Source organism: Stenotrophomonas sp. AS012628, assembly GCF_010608305.1.
Taxonomy (GTDB): Bacteria; Pseudomonadota; Gammaproteobacteria; order Xanthomonadales; family Xanthomonadaceae; genus Stenotrophomonas; species Stenotrophomonas geniculata.
This window is the reverse complement of sequence record NZ_VMBJ01000007.1, coordinates 26,831-48,273: the sequence shown is the minus strand read 5'-3', so window position 1 is coordinate 48,273 and position 21,443 is coordinate 26,831. Positions and strand designations below refer to the sequence as shown.

Here is a 21,443-nt window from a genome sequence, read left to right as displayed (position 1 = left end):
GGAGGCCGGGCGTCGTGTCCATCCAACCCGGTTCCTTCAATGATCAACAGCCTGCTTACCCGCGTATTTGGCAGTCGTAACGAACGACAGCTGCGCCAGCTCAACCGCATCGTCGCCAAGATCAATGCGCTGGAACCGGAGATCGAGAAGCTTTCCGACGAGCAGCTTCAGGCCAAGACGCCGGAGTTCAAGCAGCGCATTGCCAATGGTGAAGCCCTGGACAAGGTGCTGCCGGAAGCGTTCGCGGTCTGCCGCGAGGCCGGTCGCCGCGTGCTGGGCATGCGCCACTACGACGTGCAGCTGATCGGCGGCATGGTGCTTCACCTGGGCAAGATCGCAGAAATGCGCACCGGTGAAGGCAAGACCCTGGTGGCGACCCTGCCGGTGTACCTCAACGCGCTGGAAGGCAAGGGCGTGCACGTGGTCACCGTGAACGACTACCTGGCGCGCCGTGACGCCGCGCAGATGGGCAAGCTGTACAACTGGCTGGGCCTGAGCGTGGGCGTGGTCTACCCGGGCATGCCGCACAGCGACAAGCGCGAAGCCTACGCCTCGGACATCACCTACGGCACCAACAACGAATTCGGTTTCGACTACCTGCGCGACAACATGGCGCTGTCCAAGGCCGACCGCTACCAGCGCGGCCTGCACTACGCCATCGTCGACGAAGTCGACTCCATCCTGATCGACGAAGCGCGTACCCCGCTGATCATCTCCGGCCCGGCCGATGATTCCCCGGAGCTGTACATCCGCGTCAACCGCGTCGTGCCGAACCTGGTCAAGCAGGAAGTGGAAGACGGCGAAGGCGACTTCTGGGTCGACGAGAAGGGCAAGCAGGTGCACCTGTCAGAAGCGGGCATGGAGCACGCCGAGCAGCTGCTGGTCGAGGCCGGCATCCTCGACGGCGAGACCGAAGGCCTGTACGCGCCGCAGAACCTGACCGTGGTCCACCACCTCAACGCCGCACTGCGCGCGCACGCGATCTACCAGCGTGACGTGGACTACATCGTGCGCGATGGCGAAGTGGTCATCGTCGATGAGTTCACCGGCCGCACCCTGTCCGGCCGTCGCTGGTCCGATGGCCTGCACCAGGCGGTGGAAGCGAAGGAAGGCGTGCCGGTCCAGCGCGAGAACCAGACGCTGGCGAGCATCACCTTCCAGAACCTGTTCCGCATGTACAAGAAGCTGTCCGGCATGACCGGTACGGCCGATACCGAAGCCTTCGAGTTCCAGAGCATTTACGGCCTGGAAGTGGTGGTGATTCCGACCAACCGCCCGACCATCCGCAAGGACAGCCCGGACCAGGTGTTCCTCAACCGCAAGGGCAAGTTCAATGCGGTGCTGGCCGACATCGAAGAGTGCGCCAAGCGCGGCCAGCCGGTGCTGGTGGGTACCACCTCGATCGAAACCTCGGAAATGCTGTCCGAGCACCTGCGCAAGGCGGGCGTGAAGCACGAAGTGCTAAACGCCAAGCAGCATGACCGCGAAGCGACCATCGTCGCCAATGCCGGCCGTCCGGCGGCCGTGACCATTGCCACCAACATGGCCGGCCGTGGTACCGACATCGTGCTGGGCGGTTCGCTGGAAGCGGAAATCCACGAGCTGGGCGAAGGTGCCACCGACGAGCAGAAGGCCGCGGTCAAGGCCGAATGGCAGAAGCGCCACGAGGCCGTCAAGGCTGCCGGCGGCCTGCACATCGTCGGTACCGAACGCCATGAATCGCGCCGTATCGACAACCAGCTGCGTGGCCGTTCGGGCCGCCAGGGTGACCCGGGTTCGTCCCGCTTCTACCTGTCGCTGGAAGACAACCTGATGCGCATCTTCGCCTCCGACTGGGTGCAGAAGGCCATGCGCATGATGGGCATGAAGGAAGATGACGTCATCGAGGACCGCCTGGTCAGCCGCCAGATCGAGAAGGCGCAGCGCAAGGTCGAGGCCCACAACTTCGACATCCGCAAGAACCTGCTGGACTTCGACGACGTCAACAACGACCAGCGCAAGGTGATCTACGCCCAGCGCGACGAGCTGCTGGACGCCGAGTCGGTGAAGGACAACGTCGACGGCATCCGCGACGACGTGATCTTCGACGTGGTGGCCCGCTTCGTGCCGCCGAACTCGATCGACGAGCAGTGGGACCTGCGTGGCCTGGAAGCGACCCTGGAGTCGGACTTCGGCCTGCAGATGTCGCTGACCGACCTGGTCAAGTCGCACGAAGAGCTGGACGCCGAAGCCATCGCCGCCAAGGTGCAGGAGCGCGTCAACCAGCACTTCGCCGAGAAGGAAGCTGGCGTGGGCGAAGAGACCATGCGCGCGCTGGAGAAGCACGTGATGCTGACCGTGCTGGACCAGAGCTGGAAGGAGCACCTGGCCCGCATGGATTACCTGCGCCAGGGCATCTACCTGCGTGGTTACGCGCAGAAGCAGCCGAAGCAGGAGTACAAGAAGGAAGCCTTCGAACTGTTCTCGGACATGCTGGAGAACGTCAAGCGCGAAGTGGTGACCCTGCTGTCGCGCGTGCGCATCCGCAGCGACGAGGAAGTGCAGGCGCTGGAAGCGGCCGAACGCCAGCAGGCCGAAGCCCGCCTGAGCCAGTCGCAGTTCCAGCACCAGGACGTGGGCGGCTACAGCGCCGACGAGGAAGCCGCGCAGGTGCAGGCTGCCCAGCAGGGCAACGCACAGGTGCAGCGCGACGAGCCGAAGATCGGCCGCAACGATCCTTGCCCGTGCGGCAGTGGCAAGAAGTACAAGCACTGCCACGGCCAGCTGAGCTGACCCCGAAGAGCCCCGCGAAAGCGGGGTTCTTCTTTTATGGCGGCTGTTTCGCAGGGCTGATCCGGCCGGATCCGAGATTGCACGGGCCGCCCTGTTCTGGGCATGCTTCCTCCATGCCTTCCCCCACCCGATCGATCCACGTTGTGGCCGCCGTCATCACCGACGCCCGTGGCCGCGTGCTGCTCAACCGCCGTACCGAGAACCGCGACATGGCTGGCCTGTGGGAATTCCCCGGCGGCAAGCGCGAATCCGGCGAGACCTCCGAGCAGGCCCTGGTGCGCGAGCTGCGCGAGGAACTGGGCATCGAGGCCGATGTCGGCGAGTGGCTGATGGACGTGCCGCAGCGCTATCCGGACAAGCACCTGACCCTGGAAGTGCGCCACGTGCGCAGCTGGAAGGGAACCCCCCGCGGCCGTGAAGGGCAGGCGATCACCTGGGTGGCGCCGGACAAGCTGGGCCGCTATTCAATGCCGCCGGCCGACCTGCCGGTGGTGGCCGCCCTGCGCCAGCCCGACAGCTACCTGATCACCCCGGCGCCGGCCGATGATGAGGGCGGCATGCAGCATTGGCACGAACAGCTGCAGCGCGCGGTGGCCGCGGGCCAGCAGCGCATCCAGCTGCGCTTGCCGACGGCGCATCCGCAGCGCCAGGCGATGGTCGAGCAGGCCCTGCGCGCGCATCGTCGCAGCGGCGTGCAGTGGCTGCTCAACCGCGATATCGAGCTGGCACGCGCACTGGGCGTGGGCGTGCATCTGGGCAGCGAACAGCTGCTGGAGCTGTCGCAGCGTCCGCTGCCCGAAGGCCAGCTGGTGGCCGCGTCCTGCCATGACCTGCAGCAGCTGCAGGCCGCACAGCAGTTGGGCTGCGACTTCGCCGTGCTGGGTCCGGTGCAGGCCACGGCCAGCCATCCCGATGCCGTGCCGCTGGGCTGGGATGCCTTCGCCGAGCTGCGTGCGCAGGTGTCACTGCCGATCTACGCGCTGGGTGGCATGGGCAGTGGCCACATCAGTGAGGCGCGTCGCCATGGTGGGCAGGGCATCGCCGCCATTCGCGCGCTGTGGCCGGCGTGATGTCAGGGTCGGATCATCGCAACGCGGGGCTCTGACCCTCCCGATCACAACGTAATCCAGAAACACCCGTACTGCCGTCGCAACCCCAGCACCGTCGAAGCGCGCGACACGCTGCCGGGCAAGGTCTGTTCCAGGCGCAGGCCGATCGGATGCCGCGCCACAGAGGCCACAGAGTCGGATCCCTGCGCAGCCGGGCTCTGGCCCTCATCCTGCGATTGCGGCAGCGCCTGCGAGGGATACACCGGCACCACGTCCACCAATGGCCGCCGCGCCAACGATTCCAGTTGGCCGAGGATGCGCTGCGCACCCGCATCAGAGACCGCGCCCCACAGGTACAGCGAGGACAGCCGGTTCACATCGTTGCTGAGGATGCCAGTACGCAGCGCATCCACCAGTTCGCTCAGTCGCCGCGGGCAGCGTGCCCCCAGGGTGTCGCGCTGCAGGGTGTTGCCGGCGGGCGCAGGCGGCGGCAGCCGCGACTGCGCACCCAGGCTGTCGCAGGGACGGTCGGTATACACGCTCTGGCCCTGGGCATCGGTACAGCGGTTCAGGCGCGTGGACTGCGCCTGGGCGACGCTCGACAGCACGCACAGCGGCAGCAGCAACAGCAGGAAGGAAAGCCGGATCATTCCTGCAGGGTAGCGCCGATCACGCTTGCGCGTCGTGCTCTCAGCCCTGCAGCAGCTTCAGCACCGAGGTGGTCGGCTTGGCCAGGTTCAGGGTGTAGAAGTGCAGGCCGGGTGCGCCGCCCTCGATCAGGCGCTGGCACAGCCGGGCCACCACTTCAGTGCCGAATGCACGCACTGACTCCGCGTCATCGCCATAGGCCTGCATCTTGCGGCTGATCCAACGCGGAATCTCCGCACCACATTGTTCGGAGAAGCGACGCAGCTGGCTGAAGTTGGCAATCGGCATGATGCCGGGGGTGATCGGTATCTGCACGCCCAGCCGCCGTACTTCGTCGACGAAATGGAAGTACGCGTCCGGGTTGAAGAAGTACTGGGTGATCGCCGCATCGGCACCGGCATCGATCTTGGCCTTGAAGTGCTTCAGGTCGGCCAGTGCGTCGGAGGCCTGCGGATGCGTTTCTGGGTACGCGCCTACTTCGATATGGAACGCATTGCCGTGCTCGGCGCGGATGAAGTCGATCAGTTCGGCGGCATAGCGCATGTCGCCGGGAAAGCCCATGCCCGACGGCAGGTCGCCGCGCAGCGCGACCAGGCGGCGGCAGCCGATGGCGCGGTACAGCTTGAGCAGCTCGCGGATTTCCTGGCGGGTGCCGCCCACGCACGACAGGTGCGGCGCGGCATCGAAACCGTGGTGCTGGTTGAGATGGCGCACGGTTTCGGAGGTATAGCTCAGGGTCGAGCCACCGGCGCCGAAGGTACACGACACGTACTCGGGACCGTAGTCCTTCAGCTTGGCCGCGGCGCGGTCCAGCTGGCTGCGCTGTTCGTCGGTCTTGGGCGGATAGAACTCGAAGCTGATGGCAGTCATGACACGGGCGGTGGCGGCGGGTGCGGGTCAGTATATCGCTTCATCAAGATAGATGTTTGACGGCTGCGTGAGGGCAGGCCATCCGTGGCACGTGACCGTTCGCCCAGGTGTCCGGCCGTTGCTCCGAAATCGTAACCGGGGGCACTGGCCCGGCGGCACGCTGTTCCCATCCGGCACCACCCACCCGACGAAGGAGCAGACGATGAAGATCTTCCTGGCACTGTGGTACGCAATGAAGGCCTTGGCCCGGCTGGCGATGATCGGCATGGCGATGGCCGTGCTTGGCTCCGGTCCGGCCCATGCGGCGGCCGCCACAGGCACCGGCAAGGTGCAGGTCGAGGTGGTCGGCAAGGGCCGTCCGCTGCTGATGATCCCCGGTCTCAACAGCAGCGCCGAGGTCTGGCGCGAGACCTGCCTGGCGCTGAAGGACGTGCAGTGCCATCTGGTGCAGCTGCCCGGCTTTGCCGGCGCCGCAGCCGCTGATCCGCGCCCGGCCGACTTCCTGCCGGCCATGCGCGGGCAGCTGCTGGCCTACCTGCATGACCGGCACCTGGGCCCGGTGGTGGTGATCGGACACAGCCTGGGTGGCCTGCTGGGCCTGCAGATGGCGCAGGCCGAGCAGGCGGCGGTCAGCGCCCTGGTGGTGGTCGATGCACTGCCGTTCCTGCCAGCCGCGCGTGACCCGAAGGCCACCGCAGACAGCGTGCGGCCGATGGCCGACCAGCTGCGCAAGGGCATGCTCGCTGCCGACGCCGCGCAATGGCAGGCGCAGTTGAAGGCGGGCCTTCCGGGCATGACCCGTGATCCGCAGCGCCAGGCCGAGCTGGGCCGCTGGGGCGAAGGCAGTGACCGCCAGACCACCGCCGATGCCATGCATGCGGTGATGACCACCGACCTGCGCGACAGCATCGCCTCGATCAGCGCACCGACGCTGGTGCTGGGCAGCTGGGCCGGTTACCAGCCGATGGGCGGCACCGAGGCCAGCACGCGCGCGGTGTTCCAGGCCCAGTACGCGAAGCTTCAGGGCGTGCAGATCGCGATGAGCGCGCAGGGGTTCCACTTCCTGATGTGGGATGATCCGCGCTGGCTGCAGGAGCAGGTGCAGCGTTTCCTCGCCGCGCACCCCTGACCCTTGTCCTCGCCGAGAGCCCGCATGGACGCCACTACCTCATCCCGCCGCTTCTGGACGCTCAATGCACTGGCATGGGCGGGTTATGCGATGTACGGGCTATGGGCGGGGATGCGGATCGGCGGCGGCGTGGTGTTCAGTGGCATCGTGTTGATCACCGTCAGCGTGGCCGCCTGCCTGTGGCTGTGCAGTGGCATGCTGCGCGCGGTGGCGCTGCGCCAGCGCTGGTGGGAGGGGAGCCTGGGCAGCCTGGTGTTGAAACTGGCCGCCGGTGTGGTGGCCGGTGCCAGCGTCGCACAGGCGATGACGGCGGCGCTGCTGCTGCCGGCGCTGGCACTGGGCTGGGTGCAGCTGCCCGGTGGCCACGCGGATTACCGATGGTCTTCGCTGCTGGTGTACTGGATGAACACCGCGCTGTTCCTGCTGATGTGGACCGGCCTGTGGGCCGGCCTGCACGGTCTGCGCCGGGCGCGCCACAGTGAACTGGCCCGGCTGCGAGCCGAAGCCGAACGCAGCGCACTGGAGCGCGATGCACTGCGCGCACGGCTCAACCCGCACTTCATGTTCAATGCGCTGAACAACCTGCGCGCGCTGATCCTGGAAGATCCCGAGCGTGCGCGTGACATGGTCACCCGCCTGTCGCGCACACTGCGCCAGGCGCTGGCGCACAACCGCAGTGAGCAGGTCACGCTGGCCGAAGAACTGGCGGTGGTGGACGACTATCTGGCGATCGAGGCCATCCACTTCGAGCAGCGCCTGCAGGTAGCTCGGCGCATCGATGCTGACGCCCTGCAGGCGCAGTTGCCGGCGATGGCGCTGCAGCTGCTGGTGGAGAATGCGATCAAGCACGGTATTGCCAGCCGCCCCGGTGGTGGCGAGGTACAGATCCAGGCCACGCTGGACGGCGATGTATTGCGACTGCAGGTGGACAACCCGCTGGGCAGCGCCAGCGAGTCTGCCGACGGGCATGGCGTCGGCCTGGCCTACCTGCGTGCGCAGCTCGGTTCGCGCGGCCGTTTCACCCTGCAACCGGTCGGCGACCGCATGCAGGCCCTGCTGGAGATTCCACAATGAGTGCCACGCTGCGTGTGTTGATCGTTGATGATGCGCGGCTGGCGCGGCAGGAGCTGCGCACGCTGTTGTCGGCGCTGCCCTGGGTGCAGTGCGTGGGTGAGGCCGACGATGTGCCTGCCGCGCGCGAGGCGATCGCCACGCTGGCGCCGGACCTGGTGCTGCTAGACGTGCAGATGCCTTCCGGCAGTGGGTTCGATGTGCTGGACGGCCTGGAGACGGTGCCGGCGGTGGTCTTCGTTACTGCCTACGACACCTACGCGGTGCGCGCATTCCAGGCCAACGCGCTGGACTATCTGATGAAGCCGGTGGAAGCGCCCCGGTTGCTGGAGGCGCTGGAGCGGGCACGCCAGCGCGAAGTGGCTTCAGCCGAAGCGCCAGAGATGCGTGGCACGCTGGGCGCGCAGGACCAGGTGTTCGTGCGCGAGGGCGAACGCTGCTGGTTCGTGGCGGTCTCCGAGATCCGCCGGCTGGTGGTGGATGGCAACTACACCCGGTTGTGGTTCCGCGACCAGAACGCCTTGCTGACCCGCAGCCTGAGCGCACTGGAAACACGCCTGCCGCCGGATCTGTTCTTCCGTGCCAACCGCAATACCCTGGTCAACCTGCGCCGCATCCGCGGCGTGACGCCCAGCATCGGCGATGGTTACGACCTGACGCTGGATGACGGCAGCGAGGTGGAGGTGTCGCGCCGGCAGGCGCGTGAACTGCGTGAACGGATGGCGTTGTAGGGGCGGCTACAGATCGGCACTGACCGGGCTGGTGATGAAGCCCCACAGCAGGCGTGCCATTACGGCGGGTGAGCGTGCCTGCCCGCGCGCATAGGCCAGCAGCGCATCCAGCCGCGGGCGGTCATAGAGGTGGCCGGCCAGCAGTACCGCATGCACGCGACGGGTATTGGCGGTGTCGTGCAGCGGGTTGCCATCAAGCAGCACCAGGTCTGCGGCTTTGCCGACTTCGACGCTGCCATGCGATGCCTGCAACTGCAGATGACGCGCGGCCTGCAGCGTGGCTGCACGCAGCACGTCGGCCTGGCTCAGGCCGGCGTGCCGCAGCCACTGCAGTTCATCGTGGTAGCGGAAGCCGCCCAATCCGGTATCGGTGCCGACCAGCACGGTGACGCCGGCACGATGCGCCGCACCGGTCAGTGCCAACCCATGCTCGAAGTAGGTCTTCAGTGCGTCTTCGCCGCGTCGGCCGGGATAGCGCGCCACGGTGGCCTGCAGGTCATCACGCCACGCCCAGCGTGAGAGCGGGTCCAGATAGGCCAAGCGCGGATCGTTGACGAAGGCGGGGTCGCGTGCACGTGCATCTTCTTCGCGGGTGACATGCGTTGGCACGAATGCTGCAGCACTGGCCTGCATCAAACCGAACGCTTTGCTGCAGAGCGCGGGCTGATAGCTGGCCACCATGCGTTCGGCCAGTCCGGTCGGGTCTTCGCCGTCAAGCGCGCCACCGCGCCATGCCACCGCGTTGTCGAAGCAGTGGCGCACGAACAGATGGGCGTGTTCGAAGCTTCGCTGGCCTGCCTGCACCGCGTCTTCCAGAGGCACAGCCCTGGGCAGGTGGCCGACCAGTGGACGGTGCAGCTGCCGTGCCTCGGTGGCCAGCCGCTGGTAGGTATCCGCACGCAGCTTGTTGTAGACCTTCAACGCGTCGACGCCACGGGCGCTGTACGCGTGCGCCCGCAATGCGGCTGCCTCTGGCGAGAGTGATGGATCCTCGAAATAGAAGCTGGCGATCTGCACGAAGCGGGGTGTGACCTGTTGCCCTGTGATGGCCTGTGCAGTCCAGCGGCGCTTGTCAGCCACGCAGGCGATCAGCGGGTCGGTAGCCTGTGGGCAGTCCATCATGTCGCGGGTGCCGGTGATGCCGTTGGCCAGCATCAACGGGAACTGCAGCTGCGGTGACAGCTGCAGTGCATGGGTGTGCATGTCCCAGAAACCGGGCAGCAGCCACCGGCCATCGGCATCCAGCACAGGAAGCCGCGTGTCCTGCGGATCTTCACCAATGGCGGTGATGGTGCCGTTGCGCACCGTTACCGTGGTGGGTTCGCTGACCTGGCCGCGCGCCACGTCCACCACCCGCGCATTGACGATCACGCGGCTGTTGCCCGGCTCGGGCAACGGCGGTGCCGACAGTGGCCAGAGCAGAGCGGCGGCGAACAGCAATGGCGGCGCCAGCAGGAGGGTGGCCAGGACGATCGGCCATCGCCGACGGCGGGCGGAACGGGGCAACGCGCGTGCTGCATCCATGAGCCGGCAATCCTTGTAATAGGGCGCCCGCAGGGTGCTGCAATCCGGACACGGGCGCCAGTGACCATCGGCATCCGGCCCGGCCTGCCTCCGGGGCGGTTACCCTGTGCGGTGTAACCCCTGATCACGCCCTGCCATGTCCATCGTCCTCACCGATTTCGCCCGTCCCCGTCTGTTTCCGCGCGTGCCGCGCGGCAACACCATCCAGGACTGCACTGCCGAGCAGTTCGAGGCACACCTCAACGCGCATGCGCCGCTGAAGGTGCTCGACGGCTACGCCCCGTTCTGCAAGTTGTTCGTCTATGAGAACTGGACCAGCACGCGCTGCCTGACGGTGCCGGTCACCGAGGCCAACCGCCATCTGCTGCGCAGCGGCTACGAAGCGCGCAACCGTGAGGAACTGCCGGTACTGGTGCGCTGGTTCGAGGGTGTGGAGTCCCCGCGCGCGAACTACCTGGTGGTGATCCTGTACAGCGCCGGGCAGCTGGCGAAGGAAGGTTCACCGATCGAGGCCGACTGGGGCATCGTCGGCTGCATCTACACCGCCGAACCGGAAGAGGTGCCGATGGCGCCGATCACGATGATGCGCAATGCGCTGGGCGTGGAGGAGGGCGGTTCCGGTGTACCGCTGGACCGGGAGGCCTACCGGCGCTCGGTGGAGTTCTGGGAGAACAACGCCAACTGGCGGCCCTGAGCCCACGCTGTGGCCGGACAGCCGGCATGTGAACAGGGTGACGGCAGTGGAGCGCTACCATGGCGGTGAATCAACGCAGGGAGCACAGGGATGAATGTTCGCAGCTGGATGCCGTTTGCATGGGTCGCCGCAGGCCTGCTGGCCGCAAGTGAAAGCCCGGCAGCAAAGTACGATGCAGGCGCTGCCTGTGGGGCCCTGTCCGACGTGACGCTGATCCGCGACGCGGGCGTGGGGTCACTGCACGCGCAGGCAACCTCGGGGCGTTGCACGTTCCATGTGGAAGCGGATGACGCAGCAGCGCTTTCGCGTCAGCAGTCGTTGCTCCAGAGCGTGTCGGCGATTGCCTGTGGTGGGCCAGCCACCACCCGGCCTTCGCAAGGGGCTGCGGGCTTCGACCTGCAGATGCCTGCCCGTTGCCCGCTCTCTTCCAGCACGCCGTTGATTGCCCGGGAAGGAGGCTGGCACCAGCGGCGGCTCTCGTCGGTCCCGGCGTATCCCGCGGCCGCCATGCGCGAAGCCCAGCAGGGCGGTGTCGAGCTGATGCTGCTGCTGGATGCACAAGGCAAGACCCAGGCGATCATCCTGTCCCGGTCCAGTGGGTACCCACTGCTCGATGCGGCGGCGCTCAAGCACGCGCGCGACTGGCGTTATGAGCGTGAAGCGGCGGGCAAGGCGCCAGACATGAGCCTGATACGCGGAACGGTCACGTTCAAGCTCAACTAGGGCATCTGCAGGGCGGGCTCGGCCTTCCACTCCCACCAGCGGTAGTGGTACTCGCGCTCGGTCGCGCTCCATTGCCGCGCGCAGCAGGTGCACGTCAGCCGGTAGCATTCGCCCCAGCCATCCTCCGCTTCGCCCCGTGCACGCAGCTGCACGTGACCTTGTTCCAGCAGCGGCTCGGGGCTGAAGAACACATAGGAAGGGTAGAGCGCACACAGGCAGCCTTCGCGCGCCTGCCAGTAGCGCAGCCGTTGCAGGGCCGCCTTGAGGTGAGCCTGGTTGCTGATCAGCATGCCGCCAAGGGCGACGCCCTGGCAGCTGCGTTCAATCGTATCCACATGCGCGCTCAACGCCTCCAGGGATGCGGGAGTGAACAATCGGGCGACGGTGCGTGCGGCATCGGTGATGCGCGTTGCGTCGCGCGACAACAGGCCCTGCAGCAGCACATCGGCCTGTGCATCGTCGAGCCGGGGAATCGGCGCTGCAGACCACGGCCAGCGCATCAGCGTGACTTGCCGATGGCAGCGTAGTGGCCGGCGGTGAGGCGCAGCAGGTCAGCCGGCGCCAGTTCCACTTCCAGGCCGCGGCGACCGGCGCTGACATGCAGCGCGGGCAATGCCTGCGCGCTGGCGTCCAGGAAGGTGCGCAGGCGCTTCTTCTGCCCGAGCGGGCTGATGCCACCGACCAGGTAACCCGTCGCGCGCTGTGCGGCGTCGGCGGCGGCCATCTCGCACTTCTTGCAGCCGGCCGCTTCGGCCAATGCCTTCAAGTCCAGCTGGCCGGCCACCGGCACGATCGCCACCAGCAGTTCGTGTGCCTCGGTGCTGGCCAGCAGGGTCTTGAACACCTGGGCCGGATCGAGGCCGAGCTTGTCGACGGCTTCGCCGCCATACGATTCGGCGTGGGCGTCGTGCACGTAGCTGCGCACGGTGTGGGCGATCTTCTCGCGCTTGAGCAGGTTGATGGCCGGGGTCATGGGGGCATCGTAGCGCGCGCTGAGAGTGCTGCCTTGACCGAGGCTATTGGCCCCCACTCTGGTGGACGCGTGATGTTCGGCCGTGCGCAAACGCTGAACGGGCGCCCGAAGGCGCCCGTCCGTGTCGCATGCACCGGAAGTGCGGGCCGTTGGCCGGCACCCCACAGTCATCAGTAGCGGTAGTGGTCCGGCTTGAACGGGCCTTCCACCGGCACGCCGATGTAGTCAGCCTGTTCCTGGCTCAGGGTGGTCAGCTTCACGCCGATCTTTTCCAGGTGCAAGCGTGCCACTTCTTCGTCCAGCTTCTTCGGCAGCAGGTAGACCTTCTTCTCGTAGCTGTCCTTGTTCGCCCACAGGTCGATCTGTGCCAGGGTCTGGTTGGCGAAGCTGTTGGACATCACGAAGCTCGGGTGGCCGGTGGCGCAGCCCAGGTTCACCAGGCGGCCTTCGGCCAGCAGGAAGATCGCGTTGCCGTTCGGGAAGATGTACTTGTCCACCTGCGGCTTGATGTTGACGTGCTTGATGCCGGCGAACGACACCAGCGCATCGACCTGGATCTCGTTGTCGAAGTGGCCGATGTTGCAGACGATAGCCTGGTCCTTCATCGCGCTCAGGTGCTCGATGCGGATGATGTCCTTGTTGCCGGTGGTGGTGACGTACAGGTCGGCACGGCCCAGGGTCGATTCGATGGTGTTGACCTCATAGCCTTCCATCGCCGCCTGCAGGGCGCAGATCGGGTCAATCTCGGTGACGATCACGCGCGCGCCATAGGCACGCAGCGAGGCGGCGCAGCCCTTGCCCACGTCACCGTAGCCGCAGACCACGGCCACCTTGCCGGCCAGCATCACGTCCATCGCGCGCTTCAGGCCATCGGCCAGCGACTCGCGGCAGCCGTACAGGTTGTCGAACTTGCTCTTGGTGACCGAGTCGTTGACGTTGATCGCCGGAATCAGCAGGGTGCCGGCCTGGGCCAGCTGGTACAGGCGGTGCACGCCGGTAGTGGTCTCCTCGGAGACGCCCTTCCAGTCCTTGACCACGCGGCCCCAGTAACCCGGGCGCTCCTTGGCGACGCGCTTGAGCAGGTTCTTGATGACCTGTTCTTCGTGCGAGGACGAGGCGGTGTTGACCCAGTCACTGCCGTTTTCCAGCTCGTAGCCCTTGTGGATCAGCAGGGTCACGTCACCGCCGTCGTCCACCACCAGCTCCGGGCCGGTCAGGGTGCCGTCGGCCAGGGTGAAGGTCAGCGCGTCCAGAGTGCAGTCCCAGTACTCTTCCAGGGTCTCGCCCTTCCACGCGAACACCGGGGTGCCGGTGGCGGCGATGGCCGCGGCAGCGTGGTCCTGGGTCGAGAAGATGTTGCACGAGGCCCAGCGCACGTCGGCGCCGATGTCCTTCAGGGTCTCGATCAGCACCGCGGTCTGGATGGTCATGTGCAGCGAACCGGTCACGCGCACGCCCTTCAGCGGCAGGCTGGCGGCATGCTTGCGACGGATCGACATCAGGCCCGGCATTTCGTGCTCGGCGATGTCCAGTTCCTTGCGGCCCCAGTCGGCCAGCGTGATATCGCGGATCTTGTAATCACCTTCGGTGGAGAAGGTCTTGGCAACAGCGTTCATTCGTGTGCTCCGGTTGTGGACGAGCGGGTGCTCGCATCTAGCCGGGCGCCGTTGTTACAAAGCCACCTTACCGAGCCTGGCCGGGCCTCATGGGATCCGGTCGCAGCGCCCCTCGGCAGGGGAGAACGCCCAGTATATCGCGGCCCCGGCATGACATCGGAACGACCCAACCATCGGCAGATGGGATCGCGTGCACAGACTGTTAAGGTCGGTGTTTTCACGCATCACACAGGTGGAACGATGAGCATGCACGCGCGCCGCACACGGCGCTGGACCGGCCTGGTCCTGTCGATGGGACTGCTGGCGGTGGCCCCGCTGGCCTGGGCGGCAGCGCCGCAGCCTGTGGCCGCACAGGCCCAGGGCGTCAACGGCTACGAACTGCCGTCGGCCGCGCTGCAGGCGGTGGTGGACGCGCCCCGTGCGCCCTCGTTGTACCTGTCGCCACGCCGCGACGTGGCCGCGATGATGCAGATGCCGTCGCTGCCGTCGATCCAGGTGGTGGCGCAGCCGGAACTGAAGCTGGCCGGCCTGCGTATCAACCCGCGCACGTTCTCCGACAGCCGCTTCAGCTTCGGCGAGAAGCTGTGGCTGATGAACGTTGCCGACGGCAAGGAACGGCAGATCAGCGGCCTGCCGGCCAAGCTGTCGATCGCCAGTGTGATGTGGTCGCCGGACCAGAAGTGGCTGGCCTTCAACCAGGTCGATGCCGCCAGTGGCGCCAATGAACTATGGCTGGTGGACGTGGCCGGTGGCAGTGCCCGCCGTCTGGTTGCCGGCCTGAACACGGTGATCGGCAGCGGCTACCAGTGGCTGCCGGACAGCCGCGGCCTGGTGGTGTTCACCCGCCCTGCCAGCCTCGGTGCGGCCCCGGCCGCCGACGGCATTCCGACCGGCCCGGCCGTGCAGCAGACCCGCCAGGGCGGCGGCGTGGTGTCGATCCGTACCTACCAGGACCTGCTGAAGAACGAGGCCGACGCCCGCCAGTTCGATTACTACGCCACCACCCAGCCGATGGAAGTCAGCCTGGATGGCAGCACCCGCGCGATCGGCGCGGCCGGCATCTTCATGGGCTTTGCAGTGTCGCCGGATGGCCGCTTCGTGCTGCGCCAGCCGGTGCAGCGGCCGTACTCCTACGTGGTGCCGGTGAGCAGTTTCCCGCGCCGCATCGAAGTGATCGACCGTGCCAGCGGCAAGCTGGTGCACACCGTGGCCGTGCGTCCGCTGGTGGAAGGCCTGCCGACCGGCAACGACGCCGAAGTGACCGGCGTGCGCGACATCAGCTGGCGGGGTGATGCCGATGCCACCCTGGTCTGGGCCGAGGCACAGGACGGTGGTGATCCGAACCGGGAGGCCAAGGTGCGCGATGCGGTGCTGATGCAGGCCGCGCCGTTCGACAAGCCGCCGGTGACCCTGGCCCAGCTCGGCAGCCGTCTGGTGGGTATCAACTGGGGCCGTGGCGACCTGGCCCTGCTGACCGAGTCGTGGTGGAAGACGCGCAAGACCAGGACCTGGCTGATTGCCCCGGACAATGCAGGTGCCGAGCCGCGCCTGCTGTGGGATCGTGACGCGCAGGACCGCTATTCCGATCCGGGCCGTCCGCTGTTGTCCAGCGACGACCGCGGGCGCTCGCTGCTGCAGACCACCGCCGATGGCAGCAGCCTGTACCTGGCCGGTGCCGGTGCATCGCCGGAGGGCGACCGCCCGTTCGTGGACCGCTTCGACATCTCCACGGGCAAGGCCACCCGCCTGTTCCACTCGCAGGCGCCCAGCTACGCCGCGCCAGTGGCGCTGCTGGACGACCAGGGCAGCTCGCTGCTGCTGAGCCGTGAAAGCCCGGATGAGCCGGCCAACTTCTACGTGCAGTCGCTGGCCGATGCCGGTGCCGCACCGCGCGCGCTGACCCATTTCGCCCATCCGCTGCCGCAGCTGAAGGGCGTGCAGAAGGAGCAGATCCGCTACAAGCGCAAGGATGGCGTCGACCTGACCGCGACCCTGCTGCTGCCGCCGGGCTACGACCCGAAGCGCGACGGCCCGCGGCCGCTGCTGATGTGGGCCTACCCGGGCGAGTTCAAGAGCGCGGCGGCGGCCAGCCAGGTGACCGATTCGCCGTACCGCTTCAATGCGGTCAGCTACTGGGGCCCGCAGGCGTTCCTGGCCAAGGGCTATGTGGTGCTGGCCAGCCCGTCGATGCCGATCATCGGTGAGGGCGACAAGGAGCCGAACGACACCTACATCGAGCAGCTGGTGGCCAACGCGCAGGCCGCGGTGGATGAAGTGGTGCGTCGTGGCGTGACCGATCGCGAGCACATCGCCATCGGTGGCCATTCCTACGGTGCGTTCATGACCGCCAACCTGCTGGCGCACACCCGCCTGTTCAAGGCCGGCATCGCGCGCAGCGGTGCCTACAACCGCACGCTCACCCCGTTCGGTTTCCAGGCCGAGGAACGCAACTACTGGCAGGCGCAGGACGTCTACCAGAAGATGGCGCCGTTCAATTATGCCGACAAGATCAAGGACCCGATCCTGTTCATCCACGGCGTGGACGACAACAACTCTGGCACCTTCCCGATCCAGAGCGAGCGCATGTTCGCCGCGGTGAAGGGCCTGGGTGGCACCGCGCGGCTGGTGATGCTGCCCAACGAATCGCACGCCTACCGCGCACGCGAATCGATCATGACCATGCTGGCCGAAAGCGAGCGCTGGCTGGAACAGACCATCGGCCCGGCCGAGCAGGGCAAGGCGAAGAAGAAGCGCTGACTAGTGTGACGGCGGCCCCCGCAACGGGGCCGCCTGTGCGGCTGCGCCGCCGCCCGAGCATGGGCTCGGGCGCTACACGGTGTCACGCGCCACGACGCTTGTAGAGCCGAGCCCATGCTCGGCTGCGTCCGTCATGGATGCGTGCAGATGAAACCATTTTTGCATCGCAGCACGACGCCCGTTCTGGTTTAGGCTTGGGGCCTGGATCCGTTGACCGAGGCCTGTGCGTCGCCGATGAACGAGTACCGCAGCAGCATCGAGTTTGCTTCTCCCGATCTTCCGCTTCGCGATGACGTGCGCCGGCTCGGCGCGCTGGTCGGTGACCTGCTGGTTGAACAGGTGTCCGCCGCGTTTCTCGACGACGTCGAAGACGTGCGCACCCGCGCCATCGCCCGCCGCGAGAATCAAGCTCCATTGTCGGAGCTGGCCGATGGCCTGGCCGGGCGTACGCCGCAGCAGGCCGAAACCATGGTGCGTGCGTTCAGCACGTACTTCCAGGTGGTCAACATCGCCGAGCGCGTGCACCGCATCCGCCGCCGCCGTGATTACCAGCGCGCCGGTACCGCAGGTGCGCAGCCCGATGGCCTGCAGGACGCGTTGCAGCACCTGAAGGCGCAGGGCGTGGGCCTGGACGAACTGGCGCAGTGGCTCCCGCGCATCGACATCGAACCGGTGTTCACCGCGCACCCGACCGAGGCGGTGCGCCGCGCGCTGCTGGAAAAAGAGCAGCTGATGGTGGCCAGCCTGGTCGACAACCTCGACGGCCAACGCACGCCGGGGGAAGCTGCGGCCGATGCGGCGCGCTTCCGCATGGCGCTGACCGCTTCGTGGCAGACCACCGATTCTTCGCCGGTGCGGCCCACCGTGGATGACGAGCGCGAGCACGTCGGCTTCTATCTGGTGCAGGTGTTGTACCGGGTGATTCCGGTGCTGTACGAATCGCTGCAGCAGGCGCTGCGCGATACCTACGGTGAAGAACTGCCGTTGCCGCGCCTGCTGCGTTTCGGCACGTGGGTAGGCGGCGACATGGATGGCAACCCGAACGTGGATGCGACCACCATCCGCAACACGCTGGATGCGCAGCGGCAGGCGGTGCTCGGGCGCTACCAGAAGGAACTGCTGCAGCTGGCCAGCCTGCTCAGCCAGTCCACCGAGCGGGTGGGCGTGAGTGATGCGCTGCAGGCGCGCGTGGCGCATTACCAGCAGCTGCTGCCGCAGGTGCAGTCGCGCCCACGCCATGCCGACATGCCGTACCGCCTGCTCAACGACCGCATGCGCGCGCGCCTGCAGGCCACGCTGGATGATGGCGAAGGCAACTATGCTGGCCCCGCCGAACTGATCGACGACCTGCAGCTGATCCTCGACAGCCTGCGCGCCAATCGCGGCGAACATGCAGGCGGCTTCGCCGTGCAGCGCCTGCTGTGGCGGGTGAAGACCTTCGGCTTCCATCTGGCGCGGTTGGATGTGCGCCAGGAATCGAGCGTGCATGCGCGCGCACTGGCTGCGGTGCTGGGCGGCGAAGAAAGCTGGCAGGCGCTGGATGCGCTGGGCCGTGCGCGGCTGCTGGGCCCGCATGCCAGCGGCGAAGCACCGCTTCCCAAGGGTGATGACGAGGGCAATCAGCGTCTGGATGCCGTGTTCGCGTCGCTGGCCGATGCGCGCGCGCGGCATGGCAACGATGCACTGGGCAGCTACATCATCTCGATGGCACACGACCGCAGCGATGTGCTGGCGGTGCTGGCGCTGGCGCGCCGTGGCGGCCTGGTGGAAGAGAGTGGGGCGGTGCCGTTGGACATCGCCCCATTGTTCGAGACCGTGGATGACCTCAAGCGTGGCACGGCCACCCTGTGCGACCTGCTGGCCGACCCGGTGTATCGCGCCCATCTGCGTGCGCGCGGCGACGTGCAGATGGTGATGCTCGGCTATTCGGACAGCAGCAAGGATGGTGGCATTGCCGCTTCGCGCTGGGGCCTGCAGCGCGCGCAGGTGGAACTGCTGGAGGTGGCGGCCGAGGCCGGCATCCGCCTGACTTTCTTCCATGGCCGTGGCGGTTCGATCAGCCGTGGCGGTGGCAAGACCACGCACGCGGTCGATGCGTCGCCGCGCGGCAGCATCGATGGCCGCCTGCGGGTGACCGAGCAGGGCGAGGTGATCCATCGCAAATACGGCATCCGCGCGCTGGCCCTTCGCTCGCTGGAACAGGCCACCGGTGCAGTGCTGCGCGCCAGCCTGCGCCCGCGTGCCGCCGAGCCGCGCGAGGATGAGTGGCGGCCGGTGATGGACGCGGTGGCCTCGGCCAGCAGCGAGGTGTATCGCGTGTTCGTTGGCCAGGCCGGCTTCATGGACTACTTCCGTACCGCCACACCCATCGACGTGATCGAGCGGATGACGCTGGGGTCGCGTCCTTCGCGTCGGCTCGGCCAGGACGCGGCACTGGGCAACCTGCGCGCGATTCCCTGGGTGTTCGCCTGGAGCCAGGCACGCGCGGTCATCCCCGGCTGGTACGGCGTGGGCAGTGGCCTGCAGGCGGCGGTCGATGCCGGCCACGAACAGACCCTGCGCGATATGGCGCGTGACTGGCCGTTCTTCCGCACCTTCCTGGACGACATCGCGATGGTGCTGTCCAAGGGCGATATCACCATCGCCGAGCAGTTCTCGCTGTTGTCGGGCGACCTGCATGGGCGTTTCTTCCCGCAGGTGCAGCGTGAACTGGAACTCACCCGGCACTGGCTGCTGGCGTTGATGGACCAGCAGACGCTGCTGGACCACGATGCGCGGCTGGCGCTGTCGATCCGCCTGCGCAATCCCTACGTCGATCCGATCAGCGTGCTGCAGGTGGATCTGCTGCAGCGTTGGCGGGCCAGCGGACGCGAGGATGACGAACTGCTGCGCGCGCTCGTGGCGTGCGTGAACGGTGTTTCGCAGGGCGTGCAGAACACCGGGTGATGCGTATCCGCCGGGCATGGCCCGGCGCTACCTGCCTCGGTGGGTGCGGGGCGTGCCCCGCACGCCCTCACTCCTCCGGCGACGGTGGATTCGACGCCAGCAGTTCCAGGTGCCGCTGTTCCATTTCCTGGCGCAGCTGGCGGCGGATCTGTGCGGCGGCCTGGCGGCGCTTCTCGTCGGAGGTGGCCGGTTGCAGTGGCGGTACCGGCGTCGGCCGGCCTTCCTCGTCCACCGCCACCATCGTGAAGAAGCAGCTGTTGGCGTGGCGCACGCTGCGCTTGAGGATGTCCTCGGCCACGACCTTGATGCCGATTTCCATCGACGAGGTACCGGTATGGTTCACCGAGGCCAGGAAGGTGACCAGCTCGCCCACCGCGATCGGCTGGCGGAACATCACCTGGTCGACCGACAGGGTGACCACGTAGCTGCCGGCGTAGCGGCTGGCACAGGCATAGGCGACCTGGTCGAGCAGCCGCAGGATCGCGCCACCGTGGACCTTGCCGGAGAAATTGGCCATCTCCGGCGACATCAGCACGGTCATGGACAGCTGGTGGGTTTTCAGTTCGGTCGACATGGGGCGATTGTATCGGCGTGGCGTAGCTCTTGTAGAGCCGAGCCCATGCTCGGCTGCTCTTGTCGCAGGAAAAAGAAAGCCGAGCATGGGCTCGGCTCTACAGAAAGCAGAAGGGCCGCGTGAGCGGCCCTTCGTGTTTCTTACTTCAGCTTCGCATCGGCGCGCAGGGCGGCGGCGCGATCGGTCTTCTCCCAGGAGAAGGCCGTGGCGTTGACGGTCTCGCCTTCGCCGTTGAGGTAGCTGAACTCCTTCGGCTTGCGGCCGAAGTGGCCATAGGCCGCGGTCTGCTGGTACATCGGGTGCACCAGGTCCAGCATCTTGATGATGCCGTACGGGCGCAGGTCGAAGTGCTTGCGGATCAGCTTCTCGATCTTGTCGTCGCTGATCTTGCCGGTGCCGAAGGTGGTGACCGAGATCGAGGTCGGCTCAGCCACGCCGATGGCGTAGGAGACCTGCACTTCGCAACGGTCGGCCAGGCCGGCGGCAACCACGTTCTTGGCGACGTAGCGGGCCGCATAGGCTGCCGAACGGTCGACCTTGGACGGGTCCTTGCCGGAGAAGGCGCCACCACCGTGACGGGCCCAGCCGCCGTAGGTGTCGACGATGATCTTGCGGCCGGTCAGGCCGCAGTCGCCCACCGGGCCACCGATCTCGAACTTGCCGGTCGGGTTGATGTGGAACTTGGTGCCCTTGTGCAGCCACTTGGCCGGCAGCACCGGCTTGATGATTTCTTCGCGGACGGCCTCGATGAGGTCCTTCTGCTTGATGCCCGGGGCGTGCTGGGTCGACAGGACCACGGCGTCGATGGCCGAGACCACGCCGTTTTCATAGCGCAGGGTGACCTGGCTCTTGGCGTCCGGGCGCAGCCACGACAGCGGCGAGTTCTTCTTCTTGCGGATCTTGGCCTGCTGCTCGACCAGGCGGTGCGACAGGTGGATCGCGGCCGGCATGTAGCTGTCGGTCTCGTTGGTGGCATAGCCGAACATCAGGCCCTGGTCGCCAGCGCCCATTTCTTCCGGCTTCTTGCGATCCACGCCCTGGGCGATGTGCGGCGACTGCTTGCCGATCAGGTTCAGCACGCCGCAGGTGGCGCCGTCGAAGCCGACGTCGGAGCTGTCGTAGCCGATGTCCGTGATGACCTTGCGGGTCAGCGCTTCCAGGTCGATCCAGGCGCTGGTGGTGATTTCACCGGCCACGATGGCAACACCGGTCTTGACCATGGTCTCGCAGGCCACGCGGGCGCGCTGGTCCTGGGTCAGGATCGCGTCCAGCACCGCATCGGAGATCTGGTCGGCAACCTTGTCCGGATGGCCTTCGGAGACCGACTCGGAGGTGAAGAGATAGCTGGACATCAGGCGTAATATCC

17 protein-coding genes and 1 riboswitch are annotated in these 21,443 nt (G+C 66.9%); of the genes, 9 read left to right on the top strand and 8 right to left on the bottom strand.

What is annotated here, in order from left to right; all coding sequences use genetic code 11:
* Positions 1 to 39 precede the first annotated feature (39 nt).
* Both secA and G5A07_RS05370 read left to right on the top strand, forming a co-directional pair.
* A complete protein-coding gene (secA, locus tag G5A07_RS05375; protein ID WP_049411268.1) occupies positions 40 to 2,772 on the top strand; it encodes a preprotein translocase subunit SecA in 2,733 nt (910 codons plus the stop codon).
* 113 nt (positions 2,773 to 2,885) lie between these two features.
* Positions 2,886 to 3,842: a Nudix family hydrolase gene (locus G5A07_RS05370; protein WP_010481915.1), complete on the top strand. Its 957-nt coding sequence runs from the start codon at positions 2,886 to 2,888 to the stop codon at positions 3,840 to 3,842.
* 44 nt (positions 3,843 to 3,886) lie between these two features.
* On the opposite strand, the gene G5A07_RS05365 is transcribed toward G5A07_RS05370, so the two are convergent.
* Both G5A07_RS05365 and metF read right to left on the bottom strand, forming a co-directional pair.
* Positions 3,887 to 4,471, bottom strand: a complete 585-nt coding sequence (locus tag G5A07_RS05365; protein WP_019338075.1) for a DUF4124 domain-containing protein — start codon at positions 4,469 to 4,471, stop codon at positions 3,887 to 3,889.
* A 40-nt stretch (positions 4,472 to 4,511) separates the two neighbouring features.
* Positions 4,512 to 5,339 carry a methylenetetrahydrofolate reductase [NAD(P)H] gene (metF, locus tag G5A07_RS05360; RefSeq protein ID WP_191862976.1) on the bottom strand — a complete coding sequence of 276 codons (828 nt, stop codon included), beginning with the start codon at positions 5,337 to 5,339 and terminating at the stop codon, positions 4,512 to 4,514.
* A 202-nt stretch (positions 5,340 to 5,541) separates the two neighbouring features.
* Here metF and G5A07_RS05355 point away from each other — a divergent pair, with 202 nt between their 5' ends.
* The 3 genes from G5A07_RS05355 to G5A07_RS05345 are packed head-to-tail and all read left to right on the top strand — an operon-like array spanning position 5,542 to position 8,270.
* Positions 5,542 to 6,468 (top strand): alpha/beta hydrolase, encoded by a 927-nt coding sequence (locus G5A07_RS05355; protein WP_049482059.1) that lies wholly within the window; start codon positions 5,542 to 5,544, stop codon positions 6,466 to 6,468.
* 24 nt (positions 6,469 to 6,492) lie between these two features.
* The gene (locus tag G5A07_RS05350) at positions 6,493 to 7,542 is read left to right on the top strand and encodes a histidine kinase (protein WP_191862975.1); all 1,050 of its coding nucleotides are present in this window, start codon (positions 6,493 to 6,495) and stop codon (positions 7,540 to 7,542) included.
* Positions 7,539 to 8,270: a LytTR family DNA-binding domain-containing protein gene (locus G5A07_RS05345; protein WP_191862974.1), complete on the top strand. Its 732-nt coding sequence runs from the start codon at positions 7,539 to 7,541 to the stop codon at positions 8,268 to 8,270. Before G5A07_RS05350 ends, G5A07_RS05345 begins: the two co-directional genes overlap by 4 nt.
* Before the next feature lie 6 nt (positions 8,271 to 8,276).
* Here G5A07_RS05345 and G5A07_RS05340 read toward each other — a convergent pair whose 3' ends face one another.
* Entirely contained in the window at positions 8,277 to 9,794 is a 1,518-nt protein-coding gene (locus G5A07_RS05340) for an amidohydrolase family protein (RefSeq protein WP_191862973.1), read from the bottom strand.
* A 136-nt stretch (positions 9,795 to 9,930) separates the two neighbouring features.
* Between G5A07_RS05340 and G5A07_RS05335 the strand changes: the two genes are divergently transcribed.
* Together G5A07_RS05335 and G5A07_RS05330 are read left to right on the top strand one after the other, a co-directional pair.
* Positions 9,931 to 10,488 carry a DUF3228 family protein gene (locus G5A07_RS05335; protein WP_054171043.1) on the top strand — a complete coding sequence of 186 codons (558 nt, stop codon included), beginning with the start codon at positions 9,931 to 9,933 and terminating at the stop codon, positions 10,486 to 10,488.
* 90 nt (positions 10,489 to 10,578) lie between these two features.
* Positions 10,579 to 11,211 carry an energy transducer TonB gene (locus tag G5A07_RS05330; protein ID WP_191862972.1) on the top strand — a complete coding sequence of 211 codons (633 nt, stop codon included), beginning with the start codon at positions 10,579 to 10,581 and terminating at the stop codon, positions 11,209 to 11,211.
* Here the strand turns inward: G5A07_RS05330 and G5A07_RS05325 are convergent.
* The 3 genes from G5A07_RS05325 to ahcY all read right to left on the bottom strand — a co-directional run bounded on the left by G5A07_RS05325 (position 11,208) and on the right by ahcY (position 13,800).
* Positions 11,208 to 11,711: a hypothetical protein gene (locus tag G5A07_RS05325; RefSeq protein WP_049482050.1), complete on the bottom strand. Its 504-nt coding sequence runs from the start codon at positions 11,709 to 11,711 to the stop codon at positions 11,208 to 11,210. The genes G5A07_RS05330 and G5A07_RS05325 overlap by 4 nt on opposite strands.
* Positions 11,711 to 12,184 (bottom strand): Cys-tRNA(Pro) deacylase, encoded by a 474-nt coding sequence (gene ybaK, locus G5A07_RS05320; RefSeq protein ID WP_019338083.1) that lies wholly within the window; start codon positions 12,182 to 12,184, stop codon positions 11,711 to 11,713. Before ybaK ends, G5A07_RS05325 begins: the two co-directional genes overlap by 1 nt.
* A 170-nt stretch (positions 12,185 to 12,354) precedes the next feature.
* Entirely contained in the window at positions 12,355 to 13,800 is a 1,446-nt protein-coding gene (gene ahcY / locus G5A07_RS05315; RefSeq protein WP_049451423.1) for an adenosylhomocysteinase, read from the bottom strand.
* 36 nt (positions 13,801 to 13,836) lie between these two features.
* Positions 13,837 to 13,920: riboswitch (S-adenosyl-L-homocysteine riboswitch) on the bottom strand.
* A 120-nt stretch (positions 13,921 to 14,040) separates the two neighbouring features.
* Between ahcY and G5A07_RS05310 the strand changes: the two genes are divergently transcribed.
* Together G5A07_RS05310 and ppc are read left to right on the top strand one after the other, a co-directional pair.
* Entirely contained in the window at positions 14,041 to 16,557 is a 2,517-nt protein-coding gene (locus tag G5A07_RS05310) for a prolyl oligopeptidase family serine peptidase (RefSeq protein WP_191862971.1), read from the top strand.
* Between the two features lie 234 nt (positions 16,558 to 16,791).
* The gene (ppc, locus tag G5A07_RS05305; protein WP_191863000.1) at positions 16,792 to 19,503 is read left to right on the top strand and encodes a phosphoenolpyruvate carboxylase; all 2,712 of its coding nucleotides are present in this window, start codon (positions 16,792 to 16,794) and stop codon (positions 19,501 to 19,503) included.
* A 67-nt stretch (positions 19,504 to 19,570) separates the two neighbouring features.
* Here ppc and G5A07_RS05300 read toward each other — a convergent pair whose 3' ends face one another.
* A complete protein-coding gene (locus tag G5A07_RS05300) occupies positions 19,571 to 20,077 on the bottom strand; it encodes an acyl-CoA thioesterase (protein ID WP_010481883.1) in 507 nt (168 codons plus the stop codon).
* A 140-nt stretch (positions 20,078 to 20,217) separates the two neighbouring features.
* Entirely contained in the window at positions 20,218 to 21,429 is a 1,212-nt protein-coding gene (gene metK / locus G5A07_RS05295) for a methionine adenosyltransferase (protein WP_010481882.1), read from the bottom strand.
* Positions 21,430 to 21,443: the final 14 nt, after the last annotated feature.